Below are 19,653 nucleotides of genomic sequence, written 5' to 3'. Positions count from 1 at the left end.
ACAGGGCATGACGGGCTTCCTGCAGAACACGTTCAACGGGCTGGTGAGCGGGGCGTTCTACGCCCTGCTCGCCCTCGGGCTCGCGGTCATCTTCGGCATGCTGCGGGTGGTCAACTTCGCCCACGGCGCCTTCTACATGCTCGGCGCCTTCGGCGCGTACGTGCTGCTCACCGAGGCGGGCGTGCCGTTCTGGGCAGCGCTGGTCATCATGCCGGTGGGGCTCGGCCTGCTCGGCATGGCCCTGGAGCGGGCCTTCATCCACCGGCTCACCCGGCTCGACCCGCTTTACAACTTCCTGCTCACCTTCGGCCTGACGCTGATCCTCCAGGACCTGGTGAAGCTGCGGTACGGCGTCCAGTCCAGCCCGTACGCCACCCCGTCGGCGCTCGGCGGCTCGGTGAACTTCGGGCTGTTCGACTTCCCCACCTACCGGGTGTTCATCCTCGGCTTCGCGGTCGCCGTCTGCGTCGCCGTCTGGTGGGTGCTGACCCGCACCCGGATCGGCATGGTGGTCCGCGCGTCCACCGAGCGGCCGGAGCTGACCCGGGCGTTCGGCATCAACGTCGGACGCTGGGTCACCCCGGTCTTCGGCTTCGGCATCGGCCTCGCCGGCCTCGCCGGGGTGCTGGCCGCGCCGATGCGGGCCGTCAACCCGCTGATGGGCGCCGACCTCATCATCGTGGTCTTCGCCGTGGTGGTGATCGGCGGGCTGGGCTCCATCTTCGGCTCCGTGGCCGCCGGCTTCGGCATCGGCCTCGTGCAGGCGTGGGGCGAGGCGTACCTCTCGGACTTCCCCATCGTGTCCCAGACGATCGTCTTCATCGTGATGGCCGTCGTGCTGCTCTGGCGCCCGGCCGGGCTCTTCGGCCGTGAGGAGGCACCGGCATGACCAGCACCGTCGACAGCCCGGCCGAGGCCGGCCGCCCGGCGCCGCCGTCCGGCCTGGTCGCCGTCGCCCGCGCACCGGGCTGGATCCGGTACGCGCTGCTCGCGCTCGCGCTCGTCGCCGCGCTGTGGCTGCCGAACGGGCTCTACCCGGCGGTAGCGGTGGACATCCTCTGCTGGGCGCTCTTCGCGGTCGCGGTGGACCTGCTGCTCGGCTTCACCGGGCTGATGTCCTTCGGGCACGCCGCGTTCTGGGGCACGTCCGCGTACGTCACCGGCCTGGTGGCGATCCACGCCGGCCTGCCGTTCCCCGCCGCCGTGCTGGCCGGGGCGCTCGCCGCCGCGGTGCTCGCCGTGCCGATCGGCTACCTGGCGGTGAAGCGCACCGGCATCTACTTCGCCATGGTGACCCTGGCGTTCGCCCAGATGGTCTACTACGTGGCCAACGAGTGGCGCTCGGTCACCCGCGGCGAGAACGGCCTGCAGGGCGTGCCGCGGGAGCTGTTCGGGCTCGACCTGACCGACGACTACTACTTCTACTACGCGATCCTGCCGATCGTGCTGCTCGGCCTGGCAGCCGCGTGGCGGATCGTGAACTCGCCCTTCGGCCGGGTGCTGGTCGGCATCCGTGACAATCCGGCGCGGGCCCGGGCGCTCGGCTATCCGGTGCACCGGTACAAGCTCACCGCGTTCGTGCTGTCCGGGTTCATCGCCGGGCTTGGCGGCGGACTCTTCGCCGTGGGGCACCGCTTCGTCTCCCTCGACGTACTGCACTGGACGACCTCCGGCAAGGCGGTCATCGTGGTGGTACTCGGCGGGATCGGCACGCTGTGGGGCGGGGTGCTCGGCGCGGCCATCGTGGTCCGGCTGGAGGACTGGCTGTCGTTCTCCGGCTTCGAGGCGATCGGCCTGGTCACCGGTGGCATCTTCGTCCTCGTCGTACTGCTGTTCCGGCGCGGGATCTGGGGGAGCGTCGCGACCCTCGCCCGACGCTGGATGGCCCGGAGGCAGCGCTAGTCGGCCGCCGGTGACGGTCCCGTGCGGACGGTGGCTCGCCGTCGCGGCCGGACATGCCGCTGGCCGGCACCCCCTTGGTTGGGGGTGCCGGCCAGTGGTGTTGTTGTTCGTGTTCGGTTGTTGCTCTAGTTCGCTGGGGTCAGCTGTTCCAGTGCTGGGCGACGAGGTCGGCGGCCTGCTGCTCCCACTGCGCGTACGCGTCGGGGTAGGCCGAGACCTGCACGGTCTGGGCGGCGTCGGTCAGCGGCATGTCGTGCCAGCCGTCGACCTGCTTGAGGCCCTTGAGGAACGCCTGGGTGGAGTAGATCGGGTCGGTGATCTGCTCCGGGCTGCCCCAACCCGAGCTCGGGCGCTGCTGGAACAGGCCCAGCGAGTCATGGTCGTTGCGGTCGCCGAGGTGGCCCAGGTTCTCCAGCTTCGACTCCTGCAGGCTGGTGGCGATCGAGATGACCGCGGCCCGCTCGTCCAGACCGGACTTCTTCGTCGCGGCGATGATCGCCTTGACGTTGGCGGTCTGCTCGTCGTTCAGGTCGATGCGCGACTGCGCGCCCTGCACACCGTGCGGGATCAGCTTGCCCGCGTCCACACCCGGCTTGTCCACGTGCACGACCGCGACGGGCTTGGCATCGACGGTGGGGGTGGCGGCGTGCGCGGCCACCGGACCGGCGAAGATCCCACCAGCGAAAGCCACACCAGCGATACCCAGAACACTCTTGCGCATGATCGTGTTCATCACAAAGGCTCCTTCGGGGGTGAGACACCCGCACACCAGACGGGGGACGGTGATGCGGGACGCGGCACGCCCACGGCGTCCGCAAGGGGGAAGTCTGTAAACCGGGATCGACGAACGCGGGGGACGGTCCGCGGCCCGGGGGTTCCGGTCGGGAGCGATGCTCACCGTGACCGGGGGCCGGCGGGTGGTGGGCGGGGGTGCCGCACCGCGCCGGGTCCATATCCAACGACCGACAGCCCACCATCATTCCGGGGCCGGCCGATCGCCGGGTCCGTGTGCAACGACCGGCGACCCGCCATCATTCCGGGGCCGGCCATCGCGCCGGGTCCGTTGTGCAACGACCGGCCGCCCGCCGTCATTCCGGGGGCCAGGCCATCCGCGTCACCCGGCCAGGTCAGCCGGCGACCGGCGCGCTACCTCGGCCGTCGCCCATGTTCAACGACCCGGCGCCGCCCACGATTCCAGCCCAGGGATGCCCCCGGTCACACGCCAAAGCACCCACACCGGCCCAGCCGGCCGGAAACCACCGCCCCGTGTCTCGCCGGAACCGGACACCAACCCCACACGGCCCCGGCCCGAACCGCACGCCCCACCCACCCCGCCTGGGCGTCCGACAGCCGGGCCACCCGGCACGGCACAAACCCGGCTCCGGGCACCCCACCCGCTCATCCGCCCACCAGACCCCCCGCTCATCCCCCGCACCGTCAGGAGACCGCGAACCTCAACGGGCGACCACGAGGCCGCAGGCCCGACGCGGGGCAGACCAGACCGCGTCCTTTAGAGCTGACAGCACAAACGACTCGCCCGCCCGCCCGCCCGCCACCCGGCCCGCCAGCCCCCATCGCGGCCGCCAGCCCACCGGCCCCGTCAGCCCGCCCCCCACCGCCGCGCCAGTCCACCCGGCCCGGCCAGCCCACCCGGCCCGGCCAAGCCCACCCGCCCCGGCCAGCCCACCCGGCCCGGCCAAGCCCACCCGGCCCGGCCAGGCCGCCCCGTCAGCGCGGTGGCCCCGTCAGCCCACCAGCCCACCGCCCACCTCCGCGCCAGCTGTCAGCCCACCCCCACCGCCGCGCCAGCCAACCCGGCCCGGCCAGCTCACCGGCCCAGGGCCCGCCCCGTCAGCCCGCTGGCCCCGTCAGCCCACCGGCCCGCTAGGGTTCCGGCCCGCTGGTCCTTCTGCCCGCACGACCACCACCGTCGCCTCCGAACCCGGCCGATTCCTGATCCCAGGTGCGGAAAGGGTCGAATCGAGTGTGCGGTATCACCCTGGCCGGGACCCCCACGGGCCGGGGCAGTTGGGTCGATCAATCCGTCAGCCGTGTTGGTCAACACCAGATCGCTGATATGGCGGTATCCAAGTAGGTGGGACCCCGCCACGTGGGCTACATGTTGTCGATCAAGGTCACCGTCTGCTAGATCCACTCGGGTTCCTTGAAGTCGGGGTGTGCGAGTCAGTAGGACACCGCGACTTCATGGAAGTCGAGTCGATCTGTCGGCGCTTGTTGGGTGAGTCGATCAGGTCGGGACGGCGTCGACCGGCTCGGGTGGTTCGGGCGGCGCGTCGGTGGGTGTCGCGGGGCGGGGCGAGGCGCGGTGCGCTGGGCAAGCCGACGCCTCTGTGCCCTGCGCCGCCACCCGCCGTGCCGCCCTGTGCCGCCGACGCCGTGCCGCCCGCGCCACTGCCGCCGTCGCCGTGCCTTGCGCCGCCGCCCGTCGTGCCGCCCGCGCCACCGTCGCCAGTGCCGCCAGTGCCGCCCGCGCCACCCCCGCCCGCGCCACCGCCGCCCGCGCCACCGTCGCGTGCCCTGCGCCCGTCGCCGTGCCCCGCGTCATCGCCGTGCGCGCGCCGCCGGCCCGTCCTTCGCCGCCGCCGGCCTGCCCTTCCGTGCCGTGGGCAGGCCCTTCGCCGCCCGGCCTTCCCTGCGCCACCGACGGCCGGCCCTTCGCTGGCGAGGCCGAGGAGCGGGGTTCCAGGTCGGTTCGTGGGAGCGGGGGCACGTGACGCCGGACACATACGATACGGATCGGTTCCGTATCGTTAATGGCCGTCGTAGGCTGACCACTGTTTCGAGTCTGCCCCGTATCGTATTTTCCGGCGGGGCTACCGGGGGGAGAACCACCACATGGAAATCCGCGACAACACGGGCCACCCGAGGAGGTGGGCGATCCTGGGAGTGCTGGTGATCAGCCTCCTCGTGGTCGTCCTCGACAACACCATCCTGAACGTCGCCCTGCGTACGCTCGCCGACCCGGTGCACGGCCTGGGTGCCAGCCAGGGCGAGCTGGAGTGGGCGATCAACTCGTACACGCTGGTCTTCGCGGGCCTGCTCTTCACCTTCGGGGTGCTCGGTGACCGGGCCGGCCGCAAGCGGTTCCTGCTGATCGGGCTGGTGCTCTTCGGGCTGTCGTCGCTGCTGTCGGCGTACGCGGACAGCCCGGGGCAGCTGATCGCGGCCCGCGCGCTGATGGGGGTCGGCGGCGCGGCCATCATGCCGGTGACGCTCTCGATCATCTCCAACGTCTTCGACCCGCGGGAGCGCGGCCGGGCGATCGGCGTCTGGGCCGGCGCGGTCGGGCTGGCCGTCGCGATCGGCCCGGTCCTCGGCGGCGCGCTGCTCGAGCACTTCTGGTGGGGTTCGGTCTTCCTGATCAACGTGCCGGTGGTCGCGCTCGGCGTGGTGCTGGTCGCGCTGCTGGTGCCCGAGTCGCGGGACCCGAAGCCGGGCCGGGTCGACGTGTTCGGCGTGGTGCTCTCGGTGATCGGCCTGGTCGCGTTGACCTACGGCATCATCGACGGCGGCGAGCACGGCTTCGGTCGGCCGGTGGTGTGGGCCTCGATCGTCGGTGGCCTGGCGGTGCTGGCCTGGTTCGTGGTGATCGAGCGGCGCAGCAGCCACCCGTCGCTGGACGTCCGGCTCTTCAAGGTGCCGCAGTTCGCCGCGCCGGTCGCGATCGTCGGCCTGATCTTCTTCGCCGCAATGGGCGTGATGTTCTTCGGCTCGTTCTACCTCCAGCTGGTGCGTGGCTACAGCCCGCTGGAGACCGGCCTGCTCTTCCTGCCGTTCGCCGGCGCCCAGCTGATCTTCGCCCCGCGTAGCGCGGCGATGGTCCGCAAGTACGGCGGCAAGGCGGTCGCGGCGGTCGGGTTGACGCTGACGGTGATCTCGCTCGCCGCCTTCGCCTTCATCGACGCGCAGACCCCGATCTGGGTCGTGCTGGTCTTCTACTTCATCCAGGGTGTCGGCATGGCCAACATCATGCCGCCGGCGACCGAGTCGATCATGTCGGCGCTGCCCCGGGAGAAGGCCGGTGTGGGTTCGGCGGTCAGCAACACCATCCGCCAGGTCGGCGGCGCGCTCGGCGTGGCGGTGCTCGGTTCGGTGCTCTCCGCGGTCTACCGGGGCGACGTCGAGCCGGCTCTGAACGGCCTGCCGGCCGAGGCCCGAGACGCCGCGAACGAGTCCATCTCCGGGGCGTACGCGACGGCCGGTCAGCTCGGTCCGGCGGCGCCGAAGCTGCTCGCGGCCGCGAACGACTCGTTCATCACGGCCATGCACTGGGCGGCTGTGCTCTCCGCGCTGGTGGCCGCGCTCGGCATCCTCGTGGCGCTGCGCTGGCTGCCCGGCCGGGCAGCCACGGCTCCGGCGCCGACGGCGCCGGCCGCCGAACCCGAGTTGGCCGGCACCGCCTAGGTTCGGCGACAATGTCCGACATGATGTCCAGTGCCGATGCTCCGCGGTCGCCCGGGCGACCGCGGAGCCTCCGCGCCGACGAGGCGATCATCGAAGCCACGCTCGACCTGCTCGCCGAGGGCAGCACGATCGAGGCGCTCTCGATCGAGGCGATCGCCAGCCGCGCCGGCGTGGGCAAGGCGACCATCTACCGTCGCTGGTCCGGCAAGGAGGCGCTGCTGCGCGACGCGCTGGGCATCCTCAAGGGCACGCCACCGGAGACGACCGGCCGGTCGGTCCGGGAGGACCTGATCGTGCTGGTCGGCGGGGTCGGCCGCAACGCCGACCCGCGGGCCTCGAAGATCATGCCCTGCCTGATACCCGAGGTGAACCGCGACCCGGACCGCTACCAGCTCTACCAGAGCATCATCGAGCCCCGCCGGGCGCGGGTGCGCGAGGTGCTGCGGCGCGGGGTGAGCACTGGCGAGCTGCGCGCCGACCTCGACATCGAGCTGGCCCTGGCCATGCTCACCGGGCCGATGCTCATCCAGCGGGTGCTGCGCTGGCACCCCGAGCTGGACGACACCGTGCTGCCGGAGCGGGTCGTCGACGGGGTGCTGGAGGGCATCCGCGCCCGCTGACCCGAACGGGGCGGACGCACCGCCGTCCTCCCGTTGGCCCGGATCGGCGTGCGACGCCGGCTCGTCCGAGTCGGGCGGTGGGCGACCAGCGGCTTCGCCGCCGCCGATGCTGGCCGCCCACCGTCAGCGCCGGTGCCGACCGCCGGACGCCGACCGCCGGACAACGCTCGTCGGCCTTGGTGCCACCCGCAGCCGACCCGCCCGGTGCACCGAGTCACCGGCGGGTGCGAGCCGGCCCGGCAGCCGGCCGGTGAGCACGGCACCGGTCGGGCCGCAAGCGGGTAAAGGGGCGCGACGCTCAGCCGGCGGGGGAGCGGAGGCGGTGCAGGCGCAGCGCCAGCTGCACCTCCAGCGCCCGCTCCGGCCGCTGCCAGTCCGCGCCGAGCAGCTGCCCGACGCGCTCCAGCCGCTGGGTCACCGTGTTCACGTGCACGTGCAGCTGCTCGGCGGCGCGGGCCAGGCTGCCACCCACCCCGAAGTACGCCTCCAACGTCCGGACCAGCGCGGTGCCGCGCCGGGCGTCGTACTCCACCACCGGCCCCACCGTCGCGGTCAGGAACCGGTCCACGTCCCGGTCGCCCCCGTCGCCGACCGCGCCGAGCAGCAGCCCGACGAAGCCCAGTTCAGAGGTGCTCGCACCCTGGCCGGCGCGACCCAGCGCGCCGAGCGCGGTGAGGCAGCGGTCCGCCTCGCGGAACGTGGCCGCCAGCGACGCCGGCCCGGTGGACGGGCCGCTCGCCCCGGCGGTCACCGGCCGGCCGGTGATCCGGGACAGATCCCGGGACACCGCCCGGGCGCTGCCGCCGGCGTCCTGACCGGGCAGCATCAGCACCACCCGGCCGTCGCGCGCCGCGGCCAGGCCGCCGCGGGTCGAGGCGTACGTGGTGGCCCAGGAGAGCACCCGCTGGCGGGCCGAGCCGGTCGCGGCGATCGCGTCGTCCCCGACCGCCACGAGCACGTGCGGCGCGTCCAGGTCGACCCCGAGCCGTCGGGCCCGGCTGCGCAGCGCGTCGGTGTCGCGCAGCGGCCGGGCGATCAGGTCGTCGAGCAGCTCGCCGCGGACCCGACCCTCCGCCTCGGCGACCGTACGGCGGAACAGCAGCAGCAGCGCCGTCACCAGCGCGGCCCGCTCCAGGATCCGCTGGTCGGCGTCGACCAGCTCCTCGTCGGGACGCAGCACCAGCGCGCCGAGGTTCTCCGCCCCGGCCACCACCGCCGCGTACCAGAGCGCGCCCCGCCGGACGCTGCGCCCCTCGGTCCGCGAGGCGGCCACCGCCTCGACGATGTCCGACCGGTCCGGCTCGTCGATCTCCCCGACCCGGGCGAGCAGGCGGCCCTCCGCGTCCAGCGCCAGCAGCGCGCCGCCGAGCACCTCGGTCACCGCCGCCGCCACGTCCTCGACGCCGCCGCCGCGCAGCACCAGCGCCGTCATCCGGTCGTGGGCGGCCGCCGCCCGTTCCACGGAGCTGCTGTGCGCCCGGATCGTGGTGTTCGCGGCGGACAGCTCGGCCAACGCCGAGCGGGTCTCGGTGAGCAGGCGGGCGGTGTCGATCGCGACCGCCGCGTGCGCGGCGAGCGAGACCAGCAGGGCGACCTCCTCGCGGGCGAACGGCCGGGCCGAGCGGTTCGCCGAGTAGAGCACCCCGATGGAGGTCGACCCGAGCCGCAGCGGCACGCCCAGGATCGCCACCAGGCCCTCCTCGCCCACCCCGGCGTCGATCTCACCGGTGTGGTGGAAGCGGTCGTCCTCCGGGTAGTTCGCCGTCACGTAGGGGGCGCCGGTCTGTGCGACCAGGCCGCCGAGGCCGGCGCCCATCGGCAGCCGCAACCGCTGGAACCGGGCGGAGACCGAGCCGTCGGTGACCCGCATGTAGGTGTCGCCGCGCTCGTCGTCGTTCAGCGTCATGTACGCCACGTCGGCCCCGAGCAGGGTGCGCGCCCGGTGCACGATGGCCCGCAGCACGTCGTCCAGGTCGCGGAGGCCGGCCAGGTCGCTCACCGTGTCGTACAGCCCGGAGAGCTCGGTCTCCCGGCGGCGCCGGCGCTCCAGCAGCGCGCGGACCCGCAGCGCCACGGTCTTGGCCTGCTCCAGTTCGGCGAGTTGGTCCGGGGGGAGGCCGGCGGCGCGGGCGGCGACCAGCGGGCCCTCGAACTCGACCGCGGCCGCCTCCCGGGCGAGCAGTTCGAGGAACTCCACCGGCGAGGACATGACGCCCATTGTGCTCAGGGCCACTAGTTCGCCGTCCAGCCCCCGTCGAGCGCGATGGACGCGCCGGTGATGAATGCCGCCGGCGGCGTGCAGAGGTACGCCATCAGCTCGGCGACCTCCTCCGGCTCGATCAGCCGTTTGATCGCCGCCCGGGCCAGCATGATCTTCTCCACGACCTCGGACTCCGGGATGCCGTGGCTGGCGGCCTGGTCGGCGATCTGGCTCTCCACGAGGGCGGTGCGCACGTACGCCGGGTTGATGCAGTTGGCGGTGACACCGTGCTCCGCGCCCTCCAACGCGACCACCTTCGACAGCCCTTCGAGGGCGTGCTTGGCCGAGACGTACGCCGCCTTGTAGGGCGAGGCGCGCAGCCCGTGCACCGACGAGATGTTGATGATCCGACCCCAGCCGTTCGCGTACATGTGCGGAAGCGCGCGCCGGATGATCAGGAACGGCGCCTCGACCATGACCCGGTGCAGGTACGCGAACCGCTCCGCCGGGAAGTCCGGCACCGGGGCGACGTGCTGCAACCCGGCGTTGTTGATCACGATGTCCACGTCGGTGTCGAGCCGGTCCACGGCCTCGGCGTCGGCGAGGTCGATCCCCTCGGCCCGCCCGCTGGCCTCGGCGGCCACCGCCTTCGCCGCCTCGACGTTGCGATCCACCACCAGGACCGAGGCCCCGGCCGCCGCCAACCGCAGGGCGCAGGCCCGGCCGATGCCGCTGCCGCCCCCGGTCACCAGGGCGGTCCGACCGGCGAGGTCGACGTTCACGACGTGGGGGACCGCCACGGGTTCTGCCGTCATGGCGCAAGAAGTTACGAGCTGTGTGGCCGGGCGCACATGGGGTGGCGACACATACTCGATGGCCAGGGTGTGTGGGAGCGCCGCACGACGGCGGCCGGTACGTCGTGGACCGTTCCCGCCCGCCGCCCGGCGTGTCCGCGCCCGTCGTCGATCCCGGCGTGTCCCGCCCGGCACCCGTTCCGGGCCATCGGTAGGGTGTCGAACACACGTACTGCTGGCGGTGTGGGGGGAGGAGGCGGCGTGCGGGTGCTCGGCGTCGACCCGGGGCTGACCCGGTGCGGGGTGGGTGTGGTCGAGGGCGTGCCCGGCCGGCCCTGCACCCTGGTCGCCTACTACGTGGTCTACACCGACCCGGCCGACGAGCTGCCCGTCCGACTGCTGCACCTGGACCGTTCGCTGACCAAGCTGGTGGCCGAGCACCAGCCGGACAGCGTGGCGGTCGAGCGCGTGTTCAGCCAGCACAACGTCCGCACCGTGATGGGCACCGCCCAGGCCAGCGGGATCGCGGTGCTCGCCGGCGCGCGCGCCGGGTTGCCGGTGCAGACGTACACCCCGAGCGAGGTGAAGGCGGCGGTGACCGGCTCGGGTCAGGCGGACAAGGCGCAGATGACCGCGATGGTCACCCGCCTGCTGCGGCTGCCCGAACCACCCCGCCCGGCCGACGCCGCGGACGCGCTCGCCCTGGCCATCTGCCACGTGTGGCGCGGCGGCACCCGCTCCAAGCTGGCCGCCGCGGCCGACCGGGTACGACGAGGAGGATCCAGATGATCGCCAGCGTGCGCGGCGTGGTGACCGCGACCGGCCCCGACCAGGCGGTGATCGAGGTCGGCGGGGTGGGCCTGGCGGTGCACTGCGCCCCGGCCACCCTCGCCGACCTGCGGATCGGCCAGCCCGCCCGGCTCGCCACCAGTCTGGTCGTCCGCGAGGACTCGCTCACCCTCTACGGTTTCGCCGACGACGACGCCAAGCAGCTCTTCGAGCTGTTGCAGACCGCCAGTGGGGTCGGCCCCCGGCTGGCGCAGGCGGTGCTCGCCGTGCACACGCCGGACGCGGTGCGCAAGGCGATCGCCAACGCCGACACGGCCGCGTTGACCCGGGTGCCCGGCATCGGCAAAAAGGGCGCCGAGCGGCTCGTGCTGGAGCTGCGCGACCGGATCGGCCCGGTGCCGGTGGGCGTCGACGGCGCGGCCGGCGTGACCGGCGGCGCCTGGCCCGAGCAGGTCCGCCAGGCGCTCGTCGGGCTGGGCTGGACGGGCGCGCAGGCCGACCAGGCGGTGGCCGCGGTCGCGGAGACCGTCGACGGCCCGACCCCGCCCGTACCGGTCCTGCTCAAGCAGGCCATCCGGCTGCTGGGCCGCACCCGATGACGGCTCCCGACGGCGGCCTGGTCTCGGCGTACGTCAACGACGCGGAACTGGACGCGGAGGCCAGCGTCCGGCCGAAGCGGCTGGACGAGTTCATCGCCCAGCACCGGGTGCGCGACCAGCTCGACCTGTTGCTGAAGGGCGCGATGCGGCGCGGCAGCCCGCCCGACCACATCCTCCTGTCCGGGCCGCCCGGCCTGGGTAAGACCACCCTGGCCAACATCGTCGCCGCCGAGCTGGGCTCGGGCATCCGGGTGACCAGCGGCCCGGCCATCGAGCGCTCGGGCGACCTCGCGGCCATCCTGACGAGCCTCGCCGAGGGCGACGTGCTCTTCATCGACGAGATCCACCGGATCGCGAAGCCGGCCGAGGAGCTGCTCTACAGCGCGATGGAGGACTTCCGGGTCGACGTGGTGGTCGGCAAGGGGCCGGGCGCCACCGCGATCCCGCTGGACGTCGAGCCGTTCACCCTGGTGGGCGCGACCACCCGCTCCGGTCTGCTGACCGGGCCGATGCGGGACCGGTTCGGTTTCGTCGCCCACCTCGACTTCTACGCCCCGGCCGACCTCGAGGCGCTGCTGCACCGCTCGGCGCGGATCCTGAACGTGCCGATCACCGACGACGGCGCCGCCGAGATCGCCGGCCGGTCGCGGGGGACGCCCCGGATCGCCAACCGGCTGCTGCGCCGGGTGCGGGACTTCGCCGAGGTCCGGGCCGAGGGCGTGGTCACCCTGGAGACCGCCCGGGCGGCCCTGACGGTGTACGACGTCGACGCGCTCGGGCTGGACCGGCTGGACCGGGCGGTGCTCACCGCGCTGGTCGACTCGTTCCGGGGTGGCCCGGTCGGTCTCTCCACCCTCGCGGTGGCGGTGGGGGAGCAGCCGGACACCGTCGAGGAGGTGTGCGAGCCGTTCCTGGTACGGGCCGGTCTGCTGGCGCGTACGCCCCGGGGGCGGGTGGCGACCGAGGCTGCCTGGCACCATCTGGGCCGTACGCCGCCTAATGGTACATTTGGCGCGGATGCCCCTCCCACGCCCGATCTGTTCTCGACCGCGCCCGAACAGCCGTGATCCGAACGTGATCTGTGCCGCATTCGGCGTTCCCAGGTGCAGGGATTAGACTTCGCCGCGGTCTGTACAGGACGTGAGAATCCGCCTCCGCTCCGGCGCGCCCCGCGCCGGCAGGGGGGTCAATGGGAAGGTCTGTAACCGTGCAATACCTCGCAGCGGGCAGTGGGGGAGCCGGCGGTCTGACGCCGATCCTCATGATCGTTCTGCTCTTCGGCGTCATGTACTTCATGATGATCCGCCCCCAGCAGAAGCGTCGCCGCGAGGCCGAGGCGATGCAGTCCGCGCTCTCCCCGGGCGACGAGGTGGTCACCATCGGCGGGCTCTACGGCACCGTGACCGGTGTGGACGACGACACCGTCCTGCTCGAGGTCGCCCCCGGCGTGCAGACCCGCTACGCCCGGCCGGCGATCGCCCGGGTGGTCACCCGGGCCGAGCTCCCGGCCGAGCCGACCACCGAGGACGCGGACACCGTCAAGGAGTGACCCACCTCCCCTCGGGGCGGCCGGCCCGCGCCGGTGGCCCGACGGGGTGGCGGACGTGACGTGAAAACTGGATAGTCGGGTCGACGTAGGGCGTCGGCACGCCTCCGTGGCCGGTCGGCGCCCTTCGCGCCGGCCGCCGTGGCGCCGTGCCGCCGCCCGTCGCCGGCCCGGGTGGACCGTCGGCCGGGACCCCCGGCCGACCCCGTCGCCGCTGATCGGCGGCGCGACTGTTACAGGGAGACAGGACAGCCGTGGCACCACCTCAGGGACAGATGCGCCCCGGACGGCAGATCGCCGTGCTCGGGCTCGTCTTCGTGGTCCTCTATCTTCTGGTGTTCTTCTCGGGCGGCGCCAAGGGCAGCTTCACGGATCGGCTCGAGCCCCGGCTCGGCTTGGACCTGATCGGCGGCACCCGGCTGACGCTCGAGGCGAAGAACACCCTCGACGGCCGGCCCCCGACGGCGGAGAACCTCGAAGAGGCCCGCCAGATCATCGAGAACCGGGTCAACGCGTTCGGCGTGGCCGAGGCCGAGGTGGTCACCGAGGGCAACCGGAACATCGTGATCTCCCTGCCCGGTGAGAACCGGGACCTGACCAACGTGGGCAGCGCGGCCGAGCTGCGCTTCCGCAAGGTGCTCAAGGCCGCGGACGGCAGCGGTGCGGTCGCCGCACCGGCGCCGACCCCGTCCGGCAGCGCCAGCCCGGCGCCGTCCGGCAGCGCGGCCCCGACCCCGTCGGGCAGCGCGACCCCGTCCGGCAGCCCGGCGCCGAAGGTGACCAGCTCCCCGACGGGCGGCCAGGGCGGCATGGCGCCGGCGCCGAGCGCCACTCCGTCGGCGTCGGCGTCGGCATCGGCCTCGCCGAGCGCCGCGGCGCCCTCGCCGAGCGCCAGTGACGAACCGGTGTCGGCCAGCATCGAGGAGCAGCGCAAGGCCGTCGAGCAGAAGGTCGGCGCGGCCGCCTGGTCGGCCGCGAGCGGCCTGCAGGGCCCCGCGGACCTCTCCGCCGACCCCTCGCTGGCGGACAAGCTCAAGCCCTTCGGCACGCTGAGCCCGGAGGAGGTCGCCGTCCTGCCGGCGCAGATGCAGTTCAACGTGCCGACCATCGGCTGCGCCCAGCTCGACAAGCGTCCGCCGGCGTCGATTTCCGACCCGAACCAGCAGGCCGTGGCCTGTGAGGACGGCGCCGCGAAGTACCTGCTCGACAAGGCGAAGGTGCTCGGCACCGACGTGAGCGACGCCAGCGCGGTGATGGACCAGACCAGCTCCTGGGTGGTCAGCCTCGACTTCACCGGCAGCGGTCAGGAAAAGTGGACCAACCTGACCCGCGAGTCGTTCAACAACGACGGGCAGGCCTGCGACGCCTCCGCCCTCGGCCAGGACGGCAAGTGCCGGGTCGCCGTGGTGCTGGACAACGAGATCGTCTCGTCGCCGGAGATCCAGGGCGTGCTCACCGGTGACTCGCAGATCACCGGAAACTTCACCCAGAAGGACGCCAGCGACCTCGCCAGCCAGCTGCGCTACGGCGCCCTGCCGGTGACCTTCGAGCAGCAGGAGCAGCAGAACGTCTCCGCCACGCTGGGCGCCAGCCACCTGCGGGCCGGTCTGCTCGCGGCCGGCATCGGCATGCTGCTGGTCATCATCTACGCGTTCTTCTACTACCGCCTGCTCGGCTCGGTGATCTTCCTGAGCCTGCTGCTCTCCGCCCTGCTGGTCTTCGGCGCGCTGATCGTGCTCGGGCGGCAGATCGGCTTCACCCTGACCCTCGCCGGCATCGCCGGTTTCATCGTCTCGCTCGGTGTGGCGGCGGACTCGTTCGTCATCTACTTCGAACGGTTGAAGGACGAGATCCGGGAGGGCCGCAGCCCACGTAGCGCGGTGCCGCGGGCCTGGGCCCGGGCCCGACGGACGATCATCTCGGCGAACACGATCTCGATCCTCGCGGCGGTGGTCCTCTACGTGGTCTCGGTCGGCACGGTGAAGGGCTTCGCCTTCGCCCTCGGCCTGGCGACGGTGCTGGACCTGGTCGTGGTGTTCCTCTTCCGGCACCCGATCATGACGATGTTCGCGCGGACCGGTGCCTTCCTCTCGCCGCGGGTCAGTGGCCTTGGCCGCGTCCTGCGGACGGCCGAAGCCGAGCGCGACACCACCACCCGCCCGTCCCGCGTGAAGGAGGCCTGACATGGCCCGCAGCGGTCTGGCTACCCGCCTCTACCGGGGCGAGGCCGGTCTCAACATCATCGGCAAGCGCAAGCTCTGGTTCTCGATCGCGGGCGCTCTGGTGCTCGCCGCGGTGCTGAGCTTCGCCTTCCGGGGCTTCACCCTGGGCATCGAGTTCGAGGGCGGCAACTCCTTCCAGGTCCCGGCCAGTGTCGGCACGCTGTCCGGCACCGAGGAGCGGGTCAACGGCGTCCTCGACAGCGTGGCCGGCGGCACCGAGGTCGAGTCGGCCCAGACGGTCGGCGGCGGAAGCGGGGAGTTCTACGAGTTCCGCACCGCCGTGCTGAGCTCTGAGGACGCCAACGCGGTCAAGGCCGGGTTGACGCAGGAGTTCGGCCTCAACGCGGACCAGATCAGCTCGAACCAGGTCAGCGCGGCCTGGGGCGGCCAGTACACCGAGCGCGCGCTGCTCGGTCTGGTCATCTTCATCGCGCTGGTGACGCTCTACCTGATCATCCGCTTCGAGTGGCGGATGGCGGTCAGCGCGGTCTCCTCGCTGCTGCTCAACCTGGTCCTCACCGCCGGGGTCTACTCGCTGGTCGGGTTCGAGGTCACCCCGTCGACGATCATCGGGTTCCTCACCATCCTGGGCTTCGCGCTCTACGACGTCGTCGTGGTGTTCGACAAGGTCCAGGAGAACACCCGGGGCATCACGGCGAGCAACAACCAGACGTACGGCGAGGCGGCCAACCTCGCGGTCAACCAGACCCTGATGCGCTCGATCAACACCAGCCTGGTGGCGCTGCTGCCCGTGGGTGGTCTGCTCTTCATCGGTGTCCCGCTCGGCGCGGTCACCCTGAAGGACCTCGGTCTGGTGCTCTTCGTCGGCATGCTCGTCGCGGTCTTCTCGTCCCTCTTCTTCGCCACCCCGGTGCTGGCGACGCTGAAGGACTTCGAGCCGCGGATCCAGGCGCACACCAAGCGGGTCCTGGCCCGGCGGGGCGCCATCGCCCGCGGCGAGCTGACCCCGAAGGGCGCCCCGGCGCGGCCCACCGGCGGCGGCGAACCGGCCGCCGACGTGGAGAACGCCGCGCTGGCCGGCGCCGCGCCCAAGGTGGGTGCGCGGCCGGCGGCCAAGCGGTCCACCGGCGCCCGGGGCGGGCGGCCCAGCGGCGGCGGCGGAAACCGGCCGGGCGGCGCGAAGCGGCGCTGACCGGCCGCCGGGGGCCGACCCGGTAGGAAGCGACCTGACGGCGTCCTTCATGCTGTGCGAGCAGCATGAAGGACGCCGTCGTCGTCGGAAGGAAACGGGAACTGCCGTGACGGAGACCCACAGCGCCGAGGTACGCGGGGACAGCGGTGCCGAGACGGCCCGGCTGGTGGCCAGCCGGGTGCTGGACGTGCCCGACTTTCCCAAGCCTGGTGTCGTGTTCAAGGACCTGATGCCGCTCTTCGCCGACGGCGCGGCGTTCCGCGAGGTGATCGACGGGATCGTGGCGTACCACGGGCGGGACACGTTCGACGCCGTGGTCGGGATCGAGGCGCGCGGGTTCGTGGTCGCGGCGGCCATCGCGTACGCGACCGGTGTGGGCGTGGTGCCGGTGCGCAAGGCGGGCAAGCTGCCCCGGGCGGCGTACTCGGCCTCGTACGAGCTGGAGTACGGCGAGGCCACCCTCGAGGTGCACCAGGACGCGTTCACGGCCGGGCACCGGGTGCTGGTGGTGGACGACGTGCTGGCCACCGGGGGCACCGCCGCGGCGACCCTGGACCTGGTCGAGCGGGCCGGCGGCACCGTCGCCGGGTTCACCGTGCTGCTGGAGCTGAGCTTCCTGGGCGGCCGGGACCGGCTCGCCCCACGTCCGGTCCATGCCCTGCTGACCGTTTGACGCCGACGACCGTCGGACGGACCCGGCGCGGTCCGTCCGGCGGAGCGGCGGGGCACCGTGCGTGCGGGTAGCATTGCCCTTTGCTGACGCCGGCGGTAGACCGTCCGGCGGCACGAGACCAGGCCGACCGGCGCGGTCGGCGTGATTCCGGCGAGCGGTGAGGAGGCCGGTGTCCCACGATGTCGTCCCTCCGATGGAGGGCACGGTGCACCCGACAGGCGACGCGGACGGCTCGGTGACCGACCGGAACGGCGACGCGACGGCCCGGGTGACGGGCTCTGGCAACGGCGCTGCCGCGACCGCCCCGGCCGAGTCCGCCCGGTCCGCGTCCGTTCCTCCCGCCGACAGCGTGGTCGTCCCGTTCCGGCCCGACGGGTCGGTCGAGCCGACGCCGAGCGCGGGTTTCGGCCTCTCCAACGCGCCCACCGGCCGCCGCGTGCGGGCCCGGCTGGCCCGGTTCAACGCGCCCTGGCAGACCTCCCAGGTCAGCGAGGTGCTCGAGCCGCTCATCTCGACCCACCGGGAGAACCACCCCAAGGCCGACGCGCGGCTGCTCCAGCGCGCCTTCGACACCGCGGCCCGCTGGCACTCCGGTCAGTACCGCAAGTCCGGCGACCCGTACATCACGCACCCGCTGGCGGTGGCGACCATCCTGGCCAACCTCGGGATGGACACCACCACGCTGGTCGCGGCGCTGCTGCACGACACGATCGAGGACACCGAGTACACCCTCGACCAGATGCGCGCCGACTTCGGCGGCGAGGTCGCGCTCCTGGTCGACGGGGTCACCAAGCTCGACAAGGTCAAGCTGGGCGACGCGGCCAAGGCCGAGACCATCCGCAAGATGGTCGTGGCCATGGCGAAGGACCCGCGCGTCTTGGTGATCAAGCTGGCCGACCGGCTGCACAACATGCGCACCCTCACCTTCCTGCCCCGCCCCAAGCAGGAGCAGAAGGCGAAGGAGACGCTGGAGATCCTGGCGCCGCTGGCCCACCGCCTTGGTATGAACACGATCAAGTGGGAGCTGGAGGACCTCGCCTTCGGCACCCTCTTCCCGAAGCGGTACGAGGAGATCAACCGCCTGATCGGCGAGCACCAGCCGCAGCGCGAGGCGCTGCTGCGCCAGGTGACCCAGAAGGTGCAGACCGACCTGAAGGCCGCCAAGATCAAGGCGGAGACCACCGGGCGGCCGAAGCACCTCTACTCGATCTACCAGAAGATGATCGTGCGGGGTCGCGACTTCAACGACATCTACGACCTGGTCGGTGTGCGGATCCTGGTCGACACGGTGCGCGACTGCTACGCGGCGTTGGGCGTCATCCACGCCAACTGGCAGCCGGTGCCGGGCCGGTTCAAGGACTACATCGCCATGCCCAAGTTCAACATGTACCAGTCGCTGCACACGACGGTCATCGGGCCCACCGGCAAGCCGGTGGAGATGCAGATCCGCACGTACGCGATGCACCGCACCGCCGAGTTCGGCATCGCCGCGCACTGGAAGTACAAGGAGCACAAGGGCACCCAGATCGTCGGCCCGCCGGCGCACATCGACGAGATGACCTGGCTGCGCCAGCTGCTGGACTGGCAGCGGGAGGCGGCCGACCCGAGCGAGTTCCTCGACGCGCTGCGGTTCGACCTGTCGAGCCAGGAGGTGTACGTCTTCACCCCGAAGGGTGACGTCATCCCGCTGCCGACCGGGTCGACGCCGGTGGACTTCGCGTACGCGGTGCACACCGAGGTCGGGCACAAGTGCATCGGCGCCCGGGTCAACGGCAAGCTGGTGCCGTTGGAGTCGACGCTCTCCAACGGCGACGTGATCGAGATCTTCACCTCGAAGTCCGACACCGCCGGCCCCACGCAGGACTGGCTCGGCTTCGTCAAGAGCCCCCGCGCCCGGACGAAGATCCGCCAGTACTTCAACAAGGAGCGGCGCGAGGAGGCGATCGAGGCCGGCAAGGACGCGATCGTCAAGGCGATGCGCAAGCAGGGCATGCCGCTTCAGCGGATGCTCACCTCGGATGCGCTGATGGCGGTCTCCCGGGACCTGCACCTGGCCGACGTGGCGTCGCTGTACGCGGCGGTCGGCGACAGCCAGGTCAGCGCCCAGTCGGTCGTGCAGAAGCTGATGGCCACGTACGGCGGCGAGGAGGGCGCGGCGGAGGACATCGCCGAGACCGCCGTCGCCACGCGGCCGCCACGCAGCCGGGCGAGCAGTCACGACCCGGGTGTGGTGGTCCGCGGCGTCAGCGACGTCTGGATCAAGCTGGCGCGGTGCTGCACGCCGGTGCCGCCGGACGCGGTCTTCGGGTTCGTCACCCGCTCCGGCGGGGTGAGCGTGCACCGGGACGACTGCGCCAACGCCGAGGACCTGAAGGCCCAGGGCGAGCGGGTGGTCGAGGTGAGCTGGAAGCTCACCTCCGCCTCGACGTTCCTGGTCGCCATCCAGGTGGAGGCGCTCGACCGGCACAAGCTGCTCGCCGACGTCACCCGGGTGCTCTCCGAGGAGCGGGTCAACATCCTGTCCGCCACGGTCACCACCACCCGCGACCGGGTGGCGGTGAGCCGGTTCAGCTTCGAGATGGCCGACCCGAAGCACCTCGGCCACCTGCTGGCCGCGGTCCGCAAGGTGGACGGCGTCTTCGACGCCTACCGGGTCACCTCCGGGGCCTGACGCCGCCCCGATCGCCCCTCCGCACACACGACAGCGCCCGCCGGTCCGTGACCGGCGGG

15 protein-coding genes are annotated in these 19,653 nt (G+C 72.5%); 12 read left to right on the top strand and 3 right to left on the bottom strand.

Annotated elements, in window-relative coordinates:
• The first annotated feature begins 7 nt into the window (after positions 1 to 7).
• Positions 8 to 889: a branched-chain amino acid ABC transporter permease gene (locus tag O7603_RS10420; RefSeq protein WP_281575489.1), complete on the top strand. Its 882-nt coding sequence runs from the start codon at positions 8 to 10 to the stop codon at positions 887 to 889.
• Positions 886 to 1,902 (top strand): branched-chain amino acid ABC transporter permease, encoded by a 1,017-nt coding sequence (locus O7603_RS10415; protein WP_281575488.1) that lies wholly within the window; start codon positions 886 to 888, stop codon positions 1,900 to 1,902. Before O7603_RS10420 ends, O7603_RS10415 begins: the two co-directional genes overlap by 4 nt.
• A gap of 139 nt (positions 1,903 to 2,041) precedes the next feature.
• Here the strand turns inward: O7603_RS10415 and O7603_RS10410 are convergent, their stop codons facing one another.
• On the bottom strand, positions 2,042 to 2,635 hold the full coding sequence (locus O7603_RS10410; RefSeq protein ID WP_281575487.1) for a hypothetical protein: 594 nt from the start codon (positions 2,633 to 2,635) through the stop codon (positions 2,042 to 2,044).
• A gap of 2,123 nt (positions 2,636 to 4,758) precedes the next feature.
• Between O7603_RS10410 and O7603_RS10405 the strand changes: the two genes are divergently transcribed.
• Positions 4,759 to 6,327 (top strand): MFS transporter, encoded by a 1,569-nt coding sequence (locus tag O7603_RS10405; RefSeq protein WP_281575486.1) that lies wholly within the window; start codon positions 4,759 to 4,761, stop codon positions 6,325 to 6,327.
• Positions 6,328 to 6,338: 11 nt separating this feature from the next.
• A complete protein-coding gene (locus O7603_RS10400) occupies positions 6,339 to 6,947 on the top strand; it encodes a TetR/AcrR family transcriptional regulator (protein WP_281575485.1) in 609 nt (202 codons plus the stop codon).
• Positions 6,948 to 7,245: 298 nt separating this feature from the next.
• Here the strand turns inward: O7603_RS10400 and O7603_RS10395 are convergent, their stop codons facing one another.
• The gene (locus O7603_RS10395) at positions 7,246 to 9,165 is read right to left on the bottom strand and encodes a helix-turn-helix domain-containing protein (protein WP_281576660.1); all 1,920 of its coding nucleotides are present in this window, start codon (positions 9,163 to 9,165) and stop codon (positions 7,246 to 7,248) included.
• A 14-nt stretch (positions 9,166 to 9,179) separates the two neighbouring features.
• Complete coding sequence (locus tag O7603_RS10390) at positions 9,180 to 9,962, bottom strand: 3-hydroxybutyrate dehydrogenase (RefSeq protein ID WP_281575484.1); 783 nt, start codon at positions 9,960 to 9,962, stop codon at positions 9,180 to 9,182.
• A 240-nt stretch (positions 9,963 to 10,202) separates the two neighbouring features.
• On the opposite strand from O7603_RS10390, the gene ruvC reads away from it, so the two are divergent.
• From ruvC to O7603_RS10350, 8 genes are all read left to right on the top strand, one after another.
• Positions 10,203 to 10,730: a crossover junction endodeoxyribonuclease RuvC gene (ruvC, locus tag O7603_RS10385; protein WP_281575483.1), complete on the top strand. Its 528-nt coding sequence runs from the start codon at positions 10,203 to 10,205 to the stop codon at positions 10,728 to 10,730.
• Positions 10,727 to 11,329, top strand: a complete 603-nt coding sequence (gene ruvA / locus O7603_RS10380; RefSeq protein WP_281575482.1) for a Holliday junction branch migration protein RuvA — start codon at positions 10,727 to 10,729, stop codon at positions 11,327 to 11,329. The genes ruvC and ruvA overlap by 4 nt, the downstream gene beginning before the upstream one ends.
• Complete coding sequence (gene ruvB, locus O7603_RS10375) at positions 11,326 to 12,396, top strand: Holliday junction branch migration DNA helicase RuvB (protein ID WP_281575481.1); 1,071 nt, start codon at positions 11,326 to 11,328, stop codon at positions 12,394 to 12,396. The genes ruvA and ruvB overlap by 4 nt, the downstream gene beginning before the upstream one ends.
• A 122-nt stretch (positions 12,397 to 12,518) precedes the next feature.
• The gene (gene yajC / locus O7603_RS10370) at positions 12,519 to 12,878 is read left to right on the top strand and encodes a preprotein translocase subunit YajC (RefSeq protein ID WP_281575480.1); all 360 of its coding nucleotides are present in this window, start codon (positions 12,519 to 12,521) and stop codon (positions 12,876 to 12,878) included.
• Between the two features lie 251 nt (positions 12,879 to 13,129).
• Positions 13,130 to 15,058 (top strand): protein translocase subunit SecD, encoded by a 1,929-nt coding sequence (secD, locus tag O7603_RS10365; protein ID WP_281575479.1) that lies wholly within the window; start codon positions 13,130 to 13,132, stop codon positions 15,056 to 15,058.
• A gap of 1 nt (position 15,059) precedes the next feature.
• Positions 15,060 to 16,250, top strand: a complete 1,191-nt coding sequence (secF, locus tag O7603_RS10360; RefSeq protein ID WP_281575478.1) for a protein translocase subunit SecF — start codon at positions 15,060 to 15,062, stop codon at positions 16,248 to 16,250.
• 106 nt (positions 16,251 to 16,356) lie between these two features.
• Positions 16,357 to 16,923 carry an adenine phosphoribosyltransferase gene (locus O7603_RS10355; protein ID WP_281575477.1) on the top strand — a complete coding sequence of 189 codons (567 nt, stop codon included), beginning with the start codon at positions 16,357 to 16,359 and terminating at the stop codon, positions 16,921 to 16,923.
• A gap of 193 nt (positions 16,924 to 17,116) precedes the next feature.
• Positions 17,117 to 19,594, top strand: coding sequence for a bifunctional (p)ppGpp synthetase/guanosine-3',5'-bis(diphosphate) 3'-pyrophosphohydrolase (locus tag O7603_RS10350; RefSeq protein WP_281575476.1), 2,478 nt, complete (start codon positions 17,117 to 17,119; stop codon positions 19,592 to 19,594).
• Positions 19,595 to 19,653 lie beyond the last annotated feature (59 nt).

It is taken from the genome of Micromonospora sp. WMMD812, from assembly GCF_027497215.1.
Taxonomy (GTDB): Bacteria; Actinomycetota; Actinomycetes; order Mycobacteriales; family Micromonosporaceae; genus Micromonospora.
The sequence above is the reverse complement of the archived record's forward strand: the minus strand, read 5'-3'. Positions and strand labels throughout refer to the sequence as shown.